Source organism: Methanocella arvoryzae MRE50 (genome assembly GCF_000063445.1).
Lineage (GTDB): Archaea > Halobacteriota > Methanocellia > Methanocellales > Methanocellaceae > Methanocella_A > Methanocella_A arvoryzae.
In genome coordinates this window covers 1,649,450-1,668,594 of the sequence record NC_009464.1, presented here as the reverse complement: position 1 = coordinate 1,668,594, position 19,145 = coordinate 1,649,450, and the positions used below count along the sequence as shown (strand labels likewise).

Here is a 19,145-nt window from a genome sequence, read left to right as displayed (position 1 = left end):
TAATTCCATGGGAAGCAACATACGGTTGTTATGGTCCTGTCCCCGCAAGGCTTCACGCTGGAGACTGGCAGCGAACTGACTGATGCCGCGGAGCGCCTGCTCGTCGAGTCGGCGGCACGCATCCCGCCCACGGGCGAAATCGATCGCAGGTACGTCCTGAGCCTTCCCGATCGGGTGCGCAGGGGGGAGCTCGGCGTGGTCACGCTCCTGAAGGGCCGGGAACCGATCGGCATCTTTTGCTACCGCAGCGTCGACCTCGAAGCGGAGCTTGTGTACGGGTGCCTCGAGCCCGGCAGCGAAGGCCTGGAACGGGTTTTCCTGCTCCACATTCTGGATGTCCTGTCTGATCAGGCCGTCCGGGCAGTGCGCAGCGGCTTCTCAGGGCCCGGGGCAGACCGGTTTGCCGTCGCGGCGATAGATATGGGCTTCCGGAAAGTGCCCCGCATGAGCATGACCAGAAGTGTGGACGAGGCTGAAATTTTCCTGTACAAGCCCGACCCCGGCGTTAACGTCCTGCCCTGGAGCACCAGCTATTTTGAGGACGTCTGCCGGCTCATGTACGAGGCGTCCGAAGCCTTCGACCGGGCCGTCTATCCGCTGTTCGGCTCTCCCGAAGGCTGCCGCACCCTGCTCCTCAGCATCCTGCAGGACCGCCACGGATTGTTCCTGCCCGAGCTGTCCCTCGTGGCGACCATCGACGATCAGGTAGTCGGCTTACTCCTCTCCTCCCAGATCGCGGACGGCAGCGTCCTCATCCTCGACATCGCCGTCGACAGCTCACACAGGGGAAAAGGGATCGGCGGCAAAATGCTGGAGAACCTGATCAGTAAAAGCGCCATGCTCGGCCGCAGGCAGATCGTGCTCGCCGTAACGCTGGATAACGAGCCTGCCATTGGACTGTACAGGAAAATGGGGTTCAGGCAGACGTCGATCTTCGACCAGTATGTGCTGGAGCTGGAAGAGTAGTTATAAGTAGCCTTAAACCGTAAACGCTCGATTTATTGATTTTAGTTCGCAAGGGCGCAAAGACGCAAGGTCGCCAAGCACTCGCCTTATGAAAAATGGATATTCAGGTAGAAGCTGTGAAAAATTGTAAGTTGGCCCTGTGTGAGTCGAAAATACCGCCAAGAGCGCCAAGGTGCCAAGCTCGCCAAGAGCTAATTTTTCACGGAACGCCAAGAGGCCGGGCACGCCAGGGACTTTTTCGATCGGAACAGCGCCGATCAATAAAATTATAGCTTGGCGTGCTTGGCTACTTGGCGTTCTATGAAAAATATGGATATCGTCGGCGCCAGGCCGCCTTGTTCTTAGATCGCTAAGGCGCAAGGGCGCAACGACGCAAAGGAATAACAGGAAAAACTTGGCGTCTTTGCGTCGTTGCGCCGTCGCGACCGAAGGGTCGAACCGTGCTGATTGCGATTTAAAACCGAGGCCTCCCGGGGCCGAGCTATTTCTATTTTTCAATTCCTCTACTTGAAAACACACCTTTCATTAGCGAGTGCTTGGCCCCTTGGCGAGCTTGGCCCCTTGGCGTTCCATGAAAAATCTGGGTCCGGGAGGTGTTGAGAGGTCGGAGGGGAGGTCGGAGAGGTTCACGGAGTATAGAGAGAACGTTCAAGCTGGGAGGTCAAGGAGGTCATGGAGGTCAGAGAGGAGGTTATGTAAGTACCCGGAGGTCAGAGAGAATATCTTTAAAAAATCCTCCCAAACCTTTCCACACTCCCAATCCTCCTCTCAGACCTCTCCACCCTCCCCAACCTCCCAGCCTGAAAATCCTCCTAGACCTCCCGGGAACTCCCCAACCTCCAGGAGTTTTTCATCGGCTTTACTTGAAAAACCAGTTTTCATGAGGCGAGTGCTTGGCGGCTTTACTAGCGCAGAAACTGAGAACCGCCAGTTTTTCATCACCTATGCCTGATCAAGGCTCCGATCATCACCTGATTTTTTGCGAACTAAATACGAGGCGGCCTGGCGCCGAAACCAGGTTGGAATCCTGGAAAAATCTTCATTCCCTTGGCCTGTACTCGGCATCCATGATCTCCCGGATGCGGGCGGCGGTCTTGGGCCCGACTCGCTCGACAGCGGTCAGCTCTTCGGCCGAAGCTTCCGCTATCTTTTTGACGCTGCCGAAGTGCCGCAATAAATTTTTCGCGATGACCGGGCCTACTTCGGATATCGCCGAAACAAGGTACTCCTGCCGCTCGGGCAAAGTCTGGCTGGCTTTGGTAGCGTGGGGGTGGACGCTCCTCTTGCGGTCCACCTGCTCCCGGCGGGCGATGCTGTAGATGTACGACGCCGTTTCCGCCTCGTCCGCCGTGAACAGGACTGGGACGCCGTAGTCGATGGTGATGGAGGCGATGATGCCCTGGATGGCGGCGGGGCTGATGCGGCGCTTCGTATACAGGCCTGAGCCTTCGATGATCAGCATGGGCCGGAGGAACTCGTGTTTCATGTTGATGATCTGCTCAAACATGTTTCTGTTGGCGTCGAAAATCGTGCTCAGGAAATCGTCTGTGGTCTTCCGCTCGATGCAGACCCTGTCTGACAGTACATAGTCCCCGACCTCAAGCGTCCTGAAGTCCAGCTTCGCTCCGTGCTCCTCAAGCTTTTTGACGACCTGGGAGCGCATCTCCCTGGTGTCCGTGAGCACGGTAACGCCATTATCCCGGGCGGCGAACAGCTCCAGCTTCGCCTGGCTCGCAGATGCAGGTGACGGGGGCTGCAGGCTGACCGTGCTGCTGCCTCCCGTCATCACGGCGGCATCCTCCACGGGCGGCTCCTCTGCGATGTCGTCAATAGTAGCCTGTGAAAACTCCGAATTGTGCTCCAGCATGCCGGCCATGGCCTCTCCGTCCTTCATGTTCTGCATGGTCTTGTACATCTTCCGCTCCTTGCTCTGGCTCGACCTGTAGGCAGCCTCGTCCCTCGTGCCTTTGGAGATCAGCACCACCACCCGGCCGACCGTGTTCCTCCCGGTCCGGCCCCGGCGCTGGATGCTCCTTATTTCGGAGGGCACCGGCTCGTAGAATAGAACTAGATCAGTGGACGGGATGTCCAGCCCTTCCTCTGCGACTGACGTCGCGATAAGAGTGTTGTACTCCCCCGCCCGGAACCTGTCGAGGATCTCCACCTGCTTCTTCTGGCTCAGCCCTTTGTCGTTCAGCTTCGAGGCCTGGCCGACGAACCGTACGGGCTTTATACCCTCTACCTCGGCCAGCCGCTTCGCCACCACATCAGCGGTGTCCCGGTAGTTGGTGAAGACGATCACTTTCGAGGCCGGATTCGCCTGGAGCTGCTCCAGCACGATCTCTGCGACCTTCTCAGTCTTGGGGTTGACCTCGTCAGTCTCGTTCGTGACTCGCATCGCGTGCTGCAGCCGGGCGTCCTCGAACAGCCTTCGGGTTGCCTTGCTTCCGCCCTTCGTACTGGCCTCTTCCTTCATCCTCTCAAAATAGCGGCGCAGCGGGAGCACGCCCTGCGTCTGGATGAGGTCGATGGCATGGCCGACCTTCATGATCTCCGCCACCACGGAGATCGCCTTGTAGCTCTCGGGGCTGCTGCCTCGGGCAATGGCGGCCTGGAGTCGCTGCTGTAAGAGTAATAATTCCTTCTTGTTCAGGACGATGTTCTTGGAGTAGATAACGCCCATCTCGAACAGCTTCTTCGCCCGGTCCTCCACGATCGCCTCCAGTAAAATGCGGATCTCGTTGGCCTTGTCCGGCACGTTGACCCGGATCCACTCCACGTCCTTGTCGTAGATATAAGGGGCTACGTCGGGGTCGTTCTCGGTCTTCACCTCTACCCGCTCGATCGCCAGGCTCTCCCGGACCTCGTTGATCTTCTCCGGGGTGCTGCCCGGGGATGCGGTGATGCCCAGGACCAGAGGGCTCCTTGCCTGCTCCATATACCGCTTCGCGATGTATACGTAAGCGTAGTTACCAGTTGCCCGGTGGGCCTCGTCGAACACGACCACTGTCACGTCTTCCAGAGTGAATCGCCTGCACAGCAGGTCGTTCTCGATCACCTGCGGAGTAGACACGATAACGGTGGCCTTATCCCAGAGGTCGGCACGCTCCTCGGGAGGCGTGCTGCCGGTGAAGACGACGATCTTCTCCGGGTCGATGGCCATGGCCTTTCTAAAGAATGAGGCGTGCTGCTCTACCAGGGGCTTCGTGGGGGAGAGCATGAGGACTTTTGCTCCAGGCCCTCCGGCCTGCAGCCTGTTCAAGATGACCAGCAGGGCTATGATCGTCTTCCCCAGGCCAGTAGGCAGGACGATCAGGCTCGACTTTTCCAGCGCCTTCTGCGACAGAGTCTCCTGGTAGGAGCGGCTCGAAACCGTGTTCGGCACCAGCAGCGGATGGCTGACAAAGTCCCCGGACATGTGTGTGGAAGTTTGAATGGCGAGGAGATATATAAGTTGCTAGAGCAGCGTGAAAATATTAGCTATCAAATTTTGATCTAATCAATATAGCTATTATCTCTGTGCAGGTGAACGATTACGAATGCGGTACTGTGCTGGCTTCTGATTACTCCGGCTCTCGATAATATGTTGTCTCTGTGCCCGTGAACGATGACGAACGCTGCGCTGTGCGTTTTCTGGTTGCTCCTGTGTGGTGAGATAGCATGTCGAACGCTGCGCTGTGCTAAACTACACAGATGCCACAGATTGAAACAGAATCCACAGATTACGACCGATTGCACAGATGACGCTCGATTTCACAGATAATTAAAAATGTTCTGATCGATTGTATTCTTATGATTGCTATTAGTGTTCGAATAGTATTAGAGTATTCCTTCTGTGATATCGTGTAGTAATCTGTGGATTCAGCAGAGGAATCTGTGGAATCAATCGCAATCCGTGGAATCTGTGAGGATTGGCACAGCGCAGCGTTCGTTTTGCTGTCTCGTGAAGCTTAAACAATCAAGTAAGGCGCAGTGCAGCGTTCGCTCTGCTATCTTGGGGATGTTGTGCAATCAGGTGAGGCACAGCGCAGCGTTCGTCTTGCTGTCTCACATTATCGTTATGGCTTTTTAGCCCAGTACAGCCCTGACCCCAGGTAGCCTAACATTCGAGGAGCTGTCAAGCTACTTTTCTTCCACCTCGCTTTCCTGACTTGCGGGTCTGTCACGCTCTTTACCAGCGCCGAAAGGTACTTCCTGATACCATACGCCTGGATCGGGGCGAACACCGCTATGTCCAGCCAGTCGAGAGGCCTGGCTTCCGAGGAGATGCCGGCGAATCCGGCAGCTTTGAAGGCGTCTGTCCATTCGGCCTCCGTCGCCACGACCGGCCTGAAACCAAAGTACTCTGCCAGCTTCTCCTTCTTATCCGGCGGTATTGGCCTCAGTGCGGTTACCTCGTTGCAGCCCAGCCTGCCACCCGGCTTCAGCACCCTATACAGCTCACTAACTGCACGGGGCACGTCGCAGAACACGAGGACTGACTCTACAATAACCGCGTCGAAAGTATTGTCCTTAAACGGCAGCCTCCGGGCATCGCCGGCTACGAGGCGCACCGAGCCTGCCACGCCATCCCCGGCCGCCCTCTGCTTCGTCAGCGCGAGCATTCCGGGCCTGAGATCGGCGGCTACGGCTTCGGCGCCGTACTTTTTTGCGATGAGCGTGGCAGTATAGCCGGTCCCGCAGCCGAGGTCCAGCGCCAGTTCTCCCGGCCGGATGCCGAGCTGCCTGAGCAGCTTTCTCGTGCCTCTCAGGCCACCGGGATGGCCGGTCATGCCCATGCGCTCCAGGGATTCTAAATACTGGTCGCCGCTGCCGTCTGCCATGTATCAGCTTTTGGCGCTACAGAATAATATTATAGAGCAGTAATGTCAGCGACATCAGAATGCCTACTGCCAGAGGGATGGAGAGGTTGTCATCGATCACGAAGCCGAGGAACCGCCATGGGAAGCAGTCGGCGATCACCGCCCCAAGCGCGCCGGCAGCGATGACGGCCAGCGGCAGTGCCGGATAGAACAGCATGCCGATGGCCGAGCACACCGAAAACATCACCAGCATCAGCACCGGGGATTTTGGATGGCTCAGGGCATACGCTGTGTCCCCGACGACCCTCGATATGATGCCTCTTCTGGCCGTGTCCTCCTGCCTGACGTCGGCAGTCATACGGCCCATGTACATGGACAGCACAACTCCCGCGAGCCCGGTCAGCGCGTCTCCGATGACGAGGCACAGCATCGCGACAACCGCGATGGTCTTCTCGAACAGGAGCACGGCCAGAAACAGCGAAACTGCAGCGTAGAAGTACCCGCCCAGCCGCTTATCCTCCGACGGCCTCATGAACTGCGAGCCGAAAAGACTCCTGCCATTGAGCCGCATATATTCGAGCACGCCGGCGCCCAGGATGCAGATGGCGAGGGCGGCGAGCATCCATTCTCTGGATAAGAAAAAGAAGTACGCTGCAGGGATGACGATCCCTGCCGCGTGAAAGGCTTTTCGTCCGAGCTCCTTAAAGAACAGGGAGCGATCGAATGCCATAGCCCTCTTTAAACCTTTGTACCGTAGCCTTCGAGCGGCTTGCCAGTGCAGAGCAGCTCACTGATCAGGCCTGCGAGGCCGTCTGCCGGGTACCTGATCTGGGCCATGCTGTCCCTGTCCCTGACAGTCACTGTGCCGTCCTCGATGGTCTGGTGATCGACTGTGACACAGAACGGGGTGCCGGCCTCGTCGTTGCGGCGGTACCTCTTGCCTATCGTGCCCGACTCGTCGTACTCGACGAAGTACCCGGCAGCCTTGAGGCCGCGGGCGATCTCGGCAGCCCTGCTGGCCAGCGGGTCTTTGCTGAGCAGCGGCAGCACGGCCACAGTGATGGGGGCCACGGTGCGGTCGAACCTCATGACGACGCGTCCCTCGCCCTCGACGATCTCCTCGTCGTAGGCATGCTCCAGCACCGAGTACAGGATTCTGTCCACGCCGTAGGAGGGCTCGACCACGTGGGGGATCACGTTCTCGCCGTTGATTTCGACGTCGACGGTCTTGTGATCGAACAGGTCGCTGGGAATGACGATCTCCTCGCCGTCGATGTTCAGACGCACCTCCGGCCTGTCGAGTTCCTCAGGCTTCATCGCCTTTAGCGCGGCCATGATCTTACCGGCCTTGCCCTTGAACTTCGGGCCGATGACGCCCATGTTCGGGGTCACGATGGTCTTCTTGACCTTCATGGGCGTGTCGAACGGGATGAAGACAGAGAGGTCTACTTCGCTGCGCTTCTGGTGCGCCGTAAGATCGTAGCTCGTCCGGTCGGCGATGCCCACGATCTCCACCCACTTGAACCGGTCCAGCAGGACTTCAGCGTCCCAGCAGTCCGTCGCATAGTGGGCGCGCTCCGTCTTCATGTGCTGGCGGAACCTCAGGCGCTTGCCGTCGATGCCCACTCCGACCAGAAACTGGTAAGTCAGTGCCACATAGTAAGCGAGATACTCGTTGGCGATAATTCCCTTAGCGACCGCGTCGCCCACGGTCATGGGCTTGGGCTCGCCGCCGCTCAGCTGTGCGTCCTCGTCGTACAGCGGGAGGACAAGGTCCTTTACTGCCGCGAAGTTGGGGTGTTTGTTTTTAAACTGGGGGTTGACGAACACCTCTGCCTCGGCCTGCGTAAATTCGCGAAGGCGGATGACGCCCTGCCTCGGGGAGATCTCGTTCCTGTACGATTTGCCGATCTGGGTGACGCCGAAGGGGAGCTTCTCCCTGTAGAACCTTAATAAACGGGGGAAGTCCACGAACATGCCCTGCGCCGTTTCGGGCCGCATGTATCCCTTCTTCTTCTGGCCGGGGCCGATCCAGGTGGAGAACATCAGGTTGAAGTCGTAGACGTCGCCTAAATCGCCGCCGCACTCGGGGCACTTGATGTGGTGCTGGTGGATGATCTCCGTCATCTGCTCCTTTTTGAGGCCGTCCGGGATCTCCATCTCGCCCTTGATCACGTGGTCGGCGCGGAAGGACTCTTTACACTTCTGGCAGGTGGTCATAGGGTCTGCGAAGCCGCCCACGTGGCCCGACGCCTCGAAGATTGCCTCGACGCCGATCGTCGGCGCCTCTATCTCATAGAAGCCCTCGCCCACGCAGTAGAACCTCCGCCACGCGTCCTCGATCTTCCGCTTCAACGTCGCGCCCAGCGGGCCGTAGTCGTAGAAGCCCGAGGCGCCGCCGTAGATCTCGAACGACGGCCAGATGAAGCCGCGGTTCTTGGCGAGCTCAAACACCTTGTCATACTTGTCCATTTAGTTACCTCGATGAATGTTAACGCACAACAAAAGAGCGTATAATGGGATATATTTTGTTATGACTGAATGGCAGGCAATCGGTTTAAGGTGAAGTAAAAAAGGGAAGGATCGCTGCCGGCCGGAACGAAGGTTATCGGTATTATCGCCTATCTACGGCTACTGGTATCACAATCACGGCTTGTTACCCCGTACAGGCGCCCCGGGTCGAGGGCGCCTGTGCAGGTGTCAGCGTAACCTTCTCAGATCATCTTGGTAAGACGGTTCTGAAACTTAGATGACAACTTTGCTTTCTTCTGTCTGGCCGCCGGAGAGCATGGTGCTCGGGTCGACGTTGAACATTTCCTTGAAAGCGTTCGGGTTGAACCTGAGCCTGAGCTTCGGCCTGCCCGGGCCTTTGTTGTGCATGGACTCGGTGTAGATGAGGCCGGCCCTGCGCATCTCGTAGATCCTCCTGGAGAAGGTCTCGACGCTGGCGATGCCCAGCTTCAGGCCGTCCTCGCGGAGGTCCTTGTACAGCATGTTGCTGTTGGCGCAGGCCAGGATGAACACCGAGGTCGAGTCCCGGAAGGTGTTCTTGATGGCGCTGAACCGGGGCTGGTTCACCTGGTTCATCATGCTAACGAAGTTGCCGGCTATCTCGTCGCCACACAACGTCCTGATGTTGTCTACCAATTCCTGAGAAGTGGAATTTTTGGTCATAGTTAATATGCTGATTTTTTTGGATTTAAATATTCCGGCGATAGTAATATTTTTCAAACAAATCCCGGCCGGATTAAAAAATCATGTTTTTTATAATGCATAAAAGTATATTACATTCGAGCCAGTCGCTTATAAAAATATAAGTCGGCGCTATCAGCCCAATCGTATGTTTAATATTTTTCTGCACAAGGCCTGATCTTTCGGGCATTTATGCGCCGTGGTAATAATGGAAAGGTATTTATGGGAGCAGCCTCGCAACGCGTTCTAGATTATCATGAACGCACCTCTGGACGTGAAGCTCTTCGGTTACTACCCGGGCGCCAACTGCACGAAATGCGAACATACCCACAGCTGCGGCGGCAAGGCTCACGAGTGGGACTTCACCGACGTCAAGGCCTCGCTGCTCTCGACATACGGCGACCGAATCCAGGTATCCCTGATCAACGTCTTCTCAGAGGAAGTCAAAGCCTACCCCGAAGTAGTCGAGCACCTGAAAAAGTTCGGGCTGCGCATCCCCATCCTCATGATCGAGGGCGAGATCATCTCCTGCGGCGGAGAGGCGAACGAGGACATAGTCAGAAAGGTCCTCGACTTCCTGCTGGCGGAAAGAGAGCAGGAAGCAGGTAAAGCGTAATACATCTTCACTATCTATCTCTGCTGCCCCGCGGGGCAGCCGCTCTTTTTTTCACGGCACTGGCAGCGTGTTCCTAAATCCACAAAGCGTAAATAGTTTCACAAGTATAGCAGCATCAGCATGGATGGTACTAAAAGGCTCGTCGACATGGGCTTCCTGCCGCTGCGCTACCGCACCAGCGGGGGCAACTACAAGCCGCACTTATCGATAGCGTTTAAGAGCGGGGGAGAGCGGCGGACCTTCGGTATCGATACCACCCGCAACGGCAAGAAGGACGACCGGCACTTTCTGATCACCCACGCCCATACAGATCACTATGGTAAGTCCGCCATGCTCTCCGAGCGCTCGATAGCCTCGGACAAGACCACGGTGACCCTGCAGCTCAGGCACGACCAGTATTTTAAAGGCACCACCTTCCAGGTCGGGGAGACCATCGAGGTGGACGGGGTCAAGATCAAGACTTACGACACCGGCCACTCCATCGGCGCTTCCGCCTTCTACTGGGAGAACGACCAGGGCGTCAGAATCCTCGTTACAGGCGACGTGAAGGACTTCCGGGGGCTGCCTAAATGCGACGTCCTCGTCACCGAGGCTACGTACGGCGATCCTGATGATCCGGGGTGCGCTTTCTGCGACGACCTCGACTCGTTCGCCGCGGCGATGGCCCATAAGCGGGTGGGCTTCGGGGCTTACGCTTTCGGCAAGGCCCAGCGGGCCGTGTCCATGATCCGGGAGCTCGGCTACGACGACGTCATCGAGATGGATAAGAGCTCGCTCCGCATCACCCGGCACCTGCTCGGCGATGCTGCAGGCGAGCTGGCGGAGATCGGCGAATACGGCGGGCGGATGTGCATCACCTCGCCGTGGCACCTCGACCGGCTGCCCGCGGGCATCAAAAAGTTCGTCCTCACCGGGCAGAAGTACTACGATCACCCCACCATCTGCATCAGCGACCACCTCGATTTCGGAGGGCTGAGAGATATGGTGTATGCGGTCGACCCGGAGCTGACGCTGGTCTACCACCCGGAGGAAGGCAACTCCCGGCGCTTCTCGGCCTTTTTGAACAAGAACGGGAAAGAGTCGATCACGCTCCCGGAACTGTCGTGCGCGGTCAACGACGACTCCCTGTAGCTCCGCCAGCTATTCTCTCCTCTGTCGGAGCTCTTTAAATAAATTTATATAAAAGATACGTAATTGATCGTGATCACGCGATTGTGAGATAAGCTTTATATGGCCTTTCCTCACATATGCGCATAATCCTGGAAAATGGAAGGGGATAAATCGTGAAACTGACAAGGCTTATACTGATCGCCTGCGTATTCTTCGCACTCATCGTGCCGCTCCAGGCCTCGGCCCAGACCGGCATGTACTTCGAAAACATCCAGGGCAAAGTCTACAACAAGGCTTTCCCCGCAGCCGGCGCCAAGGTGACCCTGTATTCCTATGACGGCAAGAAGCCCGGCTCCGAATACAGCAGCCTGACCACCGGCAGCGACGGCACGTTCAACTTCAGAAACGTCGCGTTCGACCCGGCCAACCCGGTCTCCTACATTATAAAGGCCGACCGTGAGGGCAACACTGCCTGGGCCTTAGTCCTCTACTACCCGCCCGGGGTCGGCCCGGACCAGCCTGCAGAAGTGCAGTGGATCAACATCGACGTAGCCTCTGACGTACCGCCCATGAGGGGCCAGACCACGGTCACAGTCTGGAGCACCGTAGGTCAGGGCCTGCCTGTCGGCGAAAACCTCGCCCGTGTCCTCGGCGCGACGGTCTCGCTGTATAACGTGGACCCCGTCACCAACAACCTGACACAGGTCAGCTTCGCCAGCACACCGATTACTGGCAGCGACGGACAGTACACTTTCCCTGCACTGCCCTACGGTAAATACTACCTGCGCGCCGAAAAGAACGGCAAGTACGGCGACCAGTACTTCTGGGTCACCCAGCAGGAGAACGCCCTGAACGTCATCACCGACATCGACGTCCCCAAGGCAACGCCCACCCCCGGCATAGGCCCCGGCGGTAGCACGCCCACAACCGGCAACGGCGGCTTCCTTGGCATACCGGGCTTCGAGGCCGTCATCGCCCTCATAGCTCTCGCAGGCGCAGTACTATACCTGAGAAGAGAGTAAAACGCTCTCTTCCATTTTCTACTTTTAAAACTCATTTTTTTAATCAATATCCTGCAGAGAGTCCCCGGACCTGGTTTTCAATACGAACGCATCCGTAGTTATAGAAAAGGCCTTTAATAAGGCCGTATTACATCTACTTGATGCCCGAAGACGACAAGATGCTCATAGTCCCCCTGGGCGAGGAATCGAAGATCATCACCCAGACCATCGCCAACGACACGGCGAGGAAAATCCTGGAGCTGCTGGCCGAGAGCCCGATGTCCACCTCCAACATAGCGAAAAAGCTCGACATCCCCCTCACCACCGCTCAGTACAACATCGAGAAGCTCATGGAGGCAGGGCTAGTCGTCATCGAGAAGACGAAGTACAGCGAAAAAGGCCGTGAGGTCAAGCTCTACGCGCCAGCCAAGCGCATGATCGTGCTGGTGCCCAAGACCGCCACGAGTCAGTCACTCATCGACGCGCTGAAGAAATACTTCGTATTACTGCCCATAGCCCTCATCGCATCCCTCTTCGTCGAGGCGGCCATGCTGCTGCAAAACGGGGCCAGTTTCCTGCCGGGCAACAAGCTCCAGGCCGACGGGGCCGGGGAATCCACAGACCCCCTGATGATGGCGACGATGAACAACTCCTACAACAACGCCGGCAACGCTGCCCAGGCGCCCGCCAGCGCTCCCATGCCACCCCTGCCCGAGACGACGACGGTAGCCTCTGACATGGTCCGGGAGCCGACAGTCTTCTTCGCGGCGGCCGATAACACTACAGCCGGCATCGAAAAAGCCGCAGGCGACGCAGCGAGCCGTGCCGCAGACAGCTGGACCGGACTGCCCGTAGCACCTCCGGCAGACACAGGCGCCGCTCAGTCTCTGATTCCTTACGACCTGCTCAACCACTGGGGCCTCTGGTTCCTGACCGGGTGCCTCCTCATCATCGGCGTCATGATCGTTTACGACCTGTATAACAGAGGCAAGAGCGGGAAAAAGTAAACACTATTTTTTGGCACAGGTTCACGTAGCGGATGGTTTACCACAGAGGCACAGAGGTACACAGAGATATATCTTATAATTGGCCATATTTCATTAGATCTCTGTGTTCCTCTGTGCCTCTGTGGTAACCAGTGTTTCTCTATGCCTTTCAGGCCGGCTCTTCGTCGACGCCGACCGCGGTGAGGAACCGGCGCCTGACGGCCTCGTCAGCCAGCTTTAGTAGCAGGTTTTTATCTTTGACTCCCATGAAGATGCCGAGGGGTATCTGGGCGGCTGCGGTGCGCTGGTGGCCGCCGGCGGAACCGATGTCGCTGAAGGCCCGGCTGATGATGTCGCCAATGTTGACGCGGATGTCCTTGCTCCTCGCGGACAGGTGGATCTTGTCCTCCGTCATGCCGAAGACGAGCACAGTGGAGATGCCCTCCAGTTTCAGGAGGTGGTCGGCGGCCTGGGGGAGGGTGTCCCGGTCGTGGACGAAGCCCACGTTGGAGATCAGGTAGCTGCCCTCGATCTTTTTATTCCGTATGGCCTCGCCGAGCACGTCCATGGTTTCGGCGGACATGGACGGCGTCTCGATCTGCGCCAGCACGTCCTGCTCGGCAAAAGCGTAGAGGAACGCGGCGCTGGTCATGTCGACGGCGGAGGTATTCCGCTTGAACTCGCTGGTGTCGGTCCTGATGCCGTACAGCAGCGCCGTCGCCAGGTTGCTGGAAATCTCAAAGTCGAGCTCCTGCACGTATCTGGTCATGATCGTGGAGGTGGCGCCCACGTCGGGGCGGATGTCTATGAAGTCCACGTTGATGTCGAAGGACTCCTGGGGCGCGTGATGGTCTATGATAATGTTGATCTTCGTGTCCGGGGGCAGGGAATTGTTCCGGCCGGGGGTGTTGCAGTCGACCATGGCGAGCACGTTGTACTCTTCCAGCATCCCGCTGTTGATCTGCCGGATGGGAACGCTGAGGAGGTTGATGAACGCCCGGGTCTCCTGGTGCCCGATGGTGCCGAAGTACAGGATCTCGGCCACCTTGCCCACGGACTCGGCCAGGTTTTTGAGGGCGAGCGCGCTGGCGATGGAGTCCGGGTCCGGGTTATCGTGGACGACGATGCCGATCCGGCTCTCCGGGCCGAGCGACTTCAGGTAGGTCATCAACTGCCATGCAGCGCCCCGAAGCTCTATCTTCTGCAGTTCTGTCAGCGCCTTGTCCGCCACGATGCTGGGCGGGTGCAGCAGGATGTCAGCGCCGTTAGAGTAGAGTTCCTCCGCAGTCACGAGATCGATGGCCCTGACCATGGCGAAGGACCGGGGCGACTTCTCCTTGACGAAGCGCAGCGCCTTGAGGTTCGCCTGGTAGTCGGAGGTGAGGATGAAAATGCCGTCAGACCCCTCGAGGGGTAACTCCTCCAGAGTCTTGTCAGTAGAGATGTCTCCCTCCAGCGCCTCGTAGTTCTGGTCCCGCAGCGCTCCCACCCTCGATTTATCCTTATCGATGATCAAAAACACTTTCTTCAGCTTGGCCAGCTCTTTGGCGACGGCGAGGCCGATGCTCCCCCCGCCAAGAATGACGTACGAGTACTTCTGTCGCTTGGGCGCTCTGATGCTCCGGACTTCTTTCTGCTGCTCTTCCATAAGGAACAAATATAGATTAGTCCTGCCTGTTATATAAGTTATCAACGCTATGCATGGTAACCAGGCGCAAGAGCACCGTATAAAGAGCACAACTGAGGTCGAACGACCGTAATCTATATATGTTAGACGTGACTTATACAAGGTTCGCAGCGGCGTGACAAGTCACAAGACAAAGCCGTCGCAGGCGCATAATTGTATTCGGCGTGGGCCCGTGGCTCAGTCAGGCAGAGCGGCGGACTCTTAATCCGCATGCCATGGGTTCAAATCCCATCGGGCCCGCCAAAAACTAACACTTTTACTGACGCTCTCAAAACTCCTTCCCTGCCTGCTGCATTTCTGATCTTTTAAACCCTTGTAGCAGACACCCTGTTGAATAGTTATCTCAGATTCCTATCTATAGCCCATAAAAACATATTTCGCACAGTAATCGCTTACACTTTTATTCGTGGGTGTTTTATGGACAATAATGGTAGCACTGATCTCCAGAAAGGGTTGGGCGATTCGGCCCTGCTGTCAGGCCTGGATATATCCCTGATCCTTGGCAGCATCGACGATTACGTCCTCTATCACGGCCCGGACATGAAGATTCTCTGGGTTAACCGGGCGGTAGAGCTTTCGGAGAGCCGGACCGCGGGACCCGTGATAGGCGAATACTGCTGGAAGGTCTGGCACCAGAAAAATACTCCATGCCATGGCTGCCCTGCCATCGAGGCCCTCCAGACGGGAGAGATGCGCAAGGCACTGGTCATGACTTCAGACGGGAAAGAGTGGCTGATCCAGGGCTATCCGGTCAAGGGCCCGAACGGGGCTGTGAGCGGGGTGGTGACGATCAACCGGGACCTCACTGAGTACATTAGATCAGATGAAGAACTTCTCAAAGCCAAGCTTCAGGCCGAGCTCTACCTTGACCTGATGGGCCACGACATCAACAACATGCATCAGATCGCCCTCGGCTACATGGAGCTGGCCCGCTGTCGGTATACCGGCCCCGATCCCGGGCGGAACGAATTCCTCGACAAGTCCATAGAGGTACTGCAGCGCAGCTCCCAGCTCATCCAGAACGTGCGGAAACTGCAAAAACTCCACAAGGGCGAGCTCCGGACCGCCGCCGTGGACGTCCCGGCGGTCCTCGCAGGAGTACAGGGCGAATTTGAAGCCGCCACCGGCCGGAGGATCACTCTCAACCTCAACGGCCACCAGCACTGCTACGCCCGGGCCAACGAGCTGCTCCACGACGTCTTCGCCAACCTTGTCGGCAACGCGGTCAAGTATGCCGGCGAACGCGCCGAGATCATCGTCGACATGGACGTAATAGAAGAGAACGGAAAGCGGTGTTGCCGGGTGATCGTCGAGGACAACGGGCCGGGCATACCTGACGAAGCCAAGGACGCGGTCTTCTACCGGATTGGCAAGAGCACATCCCACGGTATGGGCCTGGGCTTATACATAGTAAAATCGCTGGTTGAGGGCTATGGCGGCAAGGTATCGGTCGGGGACCGGGTGATAGGGGATCACACCAGAGGCGCCAGATTCGTGGTCATGCTGCCGGCCGCCGTGAACGAGTCCTGAGCTGAAAGTTGTTCACGGCCATAGCACCTTTTCGGGCTACAGCTCTATAAGCTTCTCCCGCCACGACCTCTTCGCTTTAGCTGCCATATCTCTCACTCCTGTTCTTCCGGCCCGGAGGTTAACCATTTCCATGCAGGAAGGACATTCACTCCATCGAACTTATCCGTCTCGTCCATGGTGATAATGAGCCCTTTCCCGATCTTGAGCTCGTCCATGGCCTCTGTTACTCCACCGATCTCTCTCTGCAGGTTGTCTTTAGTCAGCTTGTGGCAGACCTGTATAGCCTGCACCGGCCTGTTCTTCTCTACTACGATGAAATCGCACTCACGCTTGCCCTTATAATAGAATATCGAGCCGCTCGGGTGCGATCTCCTGAGGTGCAGGTACACGATGTTTTCGAGCAGGCTGCCGTTATTGTTCGTGAACGACACTGTGTTGGCTTTGATAAAGCCCGGATCGATGCCATAGACCTTCTTGGGGTTCACCAGCGTCTTCCTGTACGAGCAGGAAAACATCGGCACTGTGAAAAGCATGTAGCTAGCTTCGAAGTATGACACGTACTCCGTTATGCTCTTGGTCGTGACGCCGAACGTCTTCGCCAGTTTCGAGTACGAGAACTCCGATCCCACGTTAGACAGGAGATATGATGCCAGGCTCTGCACCATGGCTGCATTTCTCAGGCCATACCTGACCACGACATCCCTCGCGATGATGTCTTTAAAGAGCTGTTGCAGGATATCCTGAGTACCTATCCTGACGTATTCCGGGAACCCGCCTCTTTCAACGTATTCGCTGAAGGAGGAGAGCGAAGGAGACTGGTCTTTCGCTCTCAGCGCCTCCGAATACGAGAACGGGAAAAGCTCATAAGTCAGGTGCCTGCCGGTAAGCCGGGTTCCGAGCTCCCTGCTTAACATGGAGGCGTTCGAGCCTGTGATCACGAATTTCTTGCCCAGGTCCAGCTCTCCCCGGACATATCGCTCCCACCCGGGGACTAACTGGACCTCATCGAAGTAGTAGCAGCCCAGCTCGCCATGGATCTCCCGGAACACGGTATCCAGCTTCTCAAAATCGCCCAGATCAAAACCATCTGCCCTGCTGTCGTCGAAATTAAAAAAGTTACACTCGCCTGCCCTTTGCATCAGCTGCTTGAGCAGCGTGCTTTTACCGCATCTTCGGATGCCCGATATGATGATGGCGTGTGGAACATCCGTATTGATGCGGTTGAGCAGATCTCTCCCGACGCCGGCCGCCTGACTTCGAAAATTTTTCTCCTGCAGTCTGGCTATCTCTTTTATCGCCTGCTCGGAAAGCATAGAAACTACAATGCTCTGGCACTATATATCATTTGTGTATTAGTAATAAACAAAATTGTTTATCTGTAATAAATAAGATTGTTTACCCTGGATAAACAGTTTTAATATGTGCAGAAAACAGGCTCGATACCGTGCAATAGTCATGCTTGACATTTTTTATTGTCCGGCAGGTAGTATGTAACCTCTGCCGGACTGTACAATATGCTTATAGAATGACTTTAACGCCATTGCAAGTCAGATATCGTCCGATGATACCATAACTAGCATAGGTATTGAAACTGCGGGAGAGACCATTACATTCAGGGCGCACGTACGATAAATCTTAATGCTGGAGGCCCATTGTAGTCAGATAAGAGGGATGTCATATATGGCCGGCCAATACCACCTGGATACGGGGCAGTACAGCCTTGATAAATTCCGGCGACTGATCGAGTCGCAGGAGCTATCGCCGGGCAGGCGTATCCTGAAAGAGAAGCTTCAGGAGCGTTTCTCTGTGCTGGAGTCCCTGGGCATCTCTAATCTCGGGATGCTGATCGACAGGCTGAAAACTGCAGATCGGTTGAAGAAATTTGCCGCAGAGTCAGGATTACCCGTCGACTACCTTACCGTCCTCTCCCGCCACGCCCGGAGCCTGACTCCGATGCCACTGTCGCTGAAGGACATCCCGGGCGTTGATCCGGCTTACGTCAACGGGCTGGCCGCGCTCGGAGTTAAAAATGCGAAACAGCTCTTCGAGAGGTCGGTGACTCCTGCCGATCGGGCCGCGCTCTCCTCGCAGGCGAACGTGCCTGGGAAAGTGCTGTTAGAGCTCGTCCGCATGTCCGACATCGCACGCGTGGGCTACGTAGGCCCGATCTTCGCCCGCCTGATGTACGAGGCCGGCGTCGACAGCCTGAAAACGCTGGCCGCAAATCAGCCCGAAGACCTCTATGCGAGGCTGGTAGCGGTGAACAGCCGACTAAAGCTGACAAAAGGGTCTTTCACGGTCCGGGACGTCGCCTACTGCGTCGAGGCCGCGAAAGAACATACACAAATCATTGAATATTGACTTCGGGGTTGCGGTAACACCAAGGCTATAGCATCTTCACCATCGTACAGGTGCCGATTTTCTCCCAGCCTGGTATCAGCGGCCTTTTCGACGTCGTGCCGGCACACGTCCAGCTTTTCAAGCACCCTCTCTGACCTCTGCAGATTTCACACTTGTATTAAAAATATTAATATATAGTCACCGTACATCTTATAGTTCAAGGGCTTGCTATGAAACCCGTTCACATAAAAGGCATTCTTGCCGGTATTGCAGGCGGTCTGGCCGTTTCAGCAGTGCTGATGCTGCACACGTGGCTCTACGAGGCTACTAAGCCAATCATGTCTCCGGACAATGGCGCGATATCTTTCGGCCCTGGCATCTTTTCGCCGTATCCTAACGCGTTCACCATGCTCTGCCTTGGCCTGTACGGGGTAATCCTGCTGCTCACCGGAGCCGTGGCCGCGTGGCTGGCCAGAGAGCCGCTGCACGACCCTTCGAACGCCCTGAAACAGGCGGCCTTTTCAGGCGCATTAGCCAGCCTCATGTGGGTTGCCTGCAATGCACAGATCACCGTGGCCCTGCTGCAGTTCTTTTACATTGGGCTCGTGAGACCTGATGTCTCAGAAAGCCTGCTCGGCGTCGCAGGGCAGTTCATCGTGGTCAACATCGGCTGCTACAGTGCCGCATTTCTATTCGTGGGCACCGCTCTCGCGCTGATCGGCGGAGGCTTATGTTCGAAATTTATCCTGAATAATACGTCTAATCTTCAGGCGAGCGGAGCAACATAATCATCTCGTCTTCTGCATTTGTGAAGAGTAACAGTTTGTTTGATCTCCACGCGCGAATTCCGGCGGCATCTTTTTTCAGTTCCGCAGCCGGAGGCTGAACATATCTAGTATCTCGGAGGTTCTTTGT

General features: G+C 56.6%; 15 protein-coding genes and 1 tRNA gene. 9 read left to right on the top strand and 7 right to left on the bottom strand.

Annotated elements, in window-relative coordinates:
* The first annotated feature begins 30 nt into the window (after positions 1–30).
* Entirely contained in the window at positions 31–966 is a 936-nt protein-coding gene (locus tag RCI_RS08330; RefSeq protein ID WP_012035985.1) for a GNAT family N-acetyltransferase, read from the top strand.
* 1,039 nt (positions 967–2,005) lie between these two features.
* Here RCI_RS08330 and RCI_RS08325 read toward each other — a convergent pair.
* The 5 genes from RCI_RS08325 to RCI_RS08305 all read right to left on the bottom strand — a co-directional run bounded on the left by RCI_RS08325 (position 2,006) and on the right by RCI_RS08305 (position 8,942).
* Entirely contained in the window at positions 2,006–4,384 is a 2,379-nt protein-coding gene (locus tag RCI_RS08325; RefSeq protein ID WP_012035982.1) for a DEAD/DEAH box helicase, read from the bottom strand.
* A 640-nt stretch (positions 4,385–5,024) separates the two neighbouring features.
* Positions 5,025–5,789, bottom strand: coding sequence for a class I SAM-dependent methyltransferase (locus tag RCI_RS08320; RefSeq protein ID WP_052309935.1), 765 nt, complete (start codon positions 5,787–5,789; stop codon positions 5,025–5,027).
* Between the two features lie 16 nt (positions 5,790–5,805).
* Positions 5,806–6,498, bottom strand: coding sequence for a diacylglycerol/polyprenol kinase family protein (locus tag RCI_RS08315; RefSeq protein WP_012035979.1), 693 nt, complete (start codon positions 6,496–6,498; stop codon positions 5,806–5,808).
* 8 nt (positions 6,499–6,506) lie between these two features.
* Positions 6,507–8,240 carry a glycine--tRNA ligase gene (glyS, locus tag RCI_RS08310; RefSeq protein WP_012035978.1) on the bottom strand — a complete coding sequence of 578 codons (1,734 nt, stop codon included), beginning with the start codon at positions 8,238–8,240 and terminating at the stop codon, positions 6,507–6,509.
* Between the two features lie 273 nt (positions 8,241–8,513).
* Positions 8,514–8,942 (bottom strand): transcriptional regulator TbsP domain-containing protein, encoded by a 429-nt coding sequence (locus RCI_RS08305; RefSeq protein WP_012035977.1) that lies wholly within the window; start codon positions 8,940–8,942, stop codon positions 8,514–8,516.
* Positions 8,943–9,216: 274 nt separating this feature from the next.
* On the opposite strand from RCI_RS08305, the gene RCI_RS08300 reads away from it, so the two are divergent.
* The 4 genes from RCI_RS08300 (at position 9,217) to RCI_RS08285 (ending at position 12,694) form a co-directional block, all read left to right on the top strand.
* Positions 9,217–9,576, top strand: coding sequence for a hypothetical protein (locus RCI_RS08300; RefSeq protein ID WP_012035976.1), 360 nt, complete (start codon positions 9,217–9,219; stop codon positions 9,574–9,576).
* A gap of 120 nt (positions 9,577–9,696) precedes the next feature.
* The gene (locus tag RCI_RS08295) at positions 9,697–10,707 is read left to right on the top strand and encodes an MBL fold metallo-hydrolase (protein ID WP_012035975.1); all 1,011 of its coding nucleotides are present in this window, start codon (positions 9,697–9,699) and stop codon (positions 10,705–10,707) included.
* A 152-nt stretch (positions 10,708–10,859) separates the two neighbouring features.
* Positions 10,860–11,708, top strand: a complete 849-nt coding sequence (locus tag RCI_RS08290) for a PGF-CTERM sorting domain-containing protein (RefSeq protein WP_012035974.1) — start codon at positions 10,860–10,862, stop codon at positions 11,706–11,708.
* Between the two features lie 140 nt (positions 11,709–11,848).
* Positions 11,849–12,694, top strand: a complete 846-nt coding sequence (locus RCI_RS08285; protein WP_048198289.1) for an ArsR/SmtB family transcription factor — start codon at positions 11,849–11,851, stop codon at positions 12,692–12,694.
* Between the two features lie 148 nt (positions 12,695–12,842).
* On the opposite strand, the gene RCI_RS08280 is transcribed toward RCI_RS08285, so the two are convergent.
* Positions 12,843–14,321, bottom strand: a complete 1,479-nt coding sequence (locus tag RCI_RS08280; protein ID WP_048198287.1) for a DHH family phosphoesterase — start codon at positions 14,319–14,321, stop codon at positions 12,843–12,845.
* Between the two features lie 205 nt (positions 14,322–14,526).
* On the opposite strand from RCI_RS08280, the gene RCI_RS08275 reads away from it, so the two are divergent.
* Both RCI_RS08275 and RCI_RS08270 read left to right on the top strand, forming a co-directional pair.
* Positions 14,527–14,603, top strand: a tRNA-Lys gene (locus tag RCI_RS08275).
* Positions 14,604–14,777: 174 nt separating this feature from the next.
* Positions 14,778–15,890, top strand: a complete 1,113-nt coding sequence (locus tag RCI_RS08270) for a PAS domain-containing sensor histidine kinase (RefSeq protein ID WP_012035971.1) — start codon at positions 14,778–14,780, stop codon at positions 15,888–15,890.
* A 92-nt stretch (positions 15,891–15,982) separates the two neighbouring features.
* On the opposite strand, the gene RCI_RS08265 is transcribed toward RCI_RS08270, so the two are convergent.
* Entirely contained in the window at positions 15,983–17,203 is a 1,221-nt protein-coding gene (locus RCI_RS08265) for an ATP-binding protein (protein WP_012035970.1), read from the bottom strand.
* A 367-nt stretch (positions 17,204–17,570) separates the two neighbouring features.
* On the opposite strand from RCI_RS08265, the gene RCI_RS08260 reads away from it, so the two are divergent.
* A complete protein-coding gene (locus RCI_RS08260) occupies positions 17,571–18,251 on the top strand; it encodes a DUF4332 domain-containing protein (RefSeq protein ID WP_048198286.1) in 681 nt (226 codons plus the stop codon).
* A gap of 209 nt (positions 18,252–18,460) precedes the next feature.
* Positions 18,461–19,018: a hypothetical protein gene (locus RCI_RS08255; RefSeq protein ID WP_012035968.1), complete on the top strand. Its 558-nt coding sequence runs from the start codon at positions 18,461–18,463 to the stop codon at positions 19,016–19,018.
* Positions 19,019–19,145: the final 127 nt, after the last annotated feature.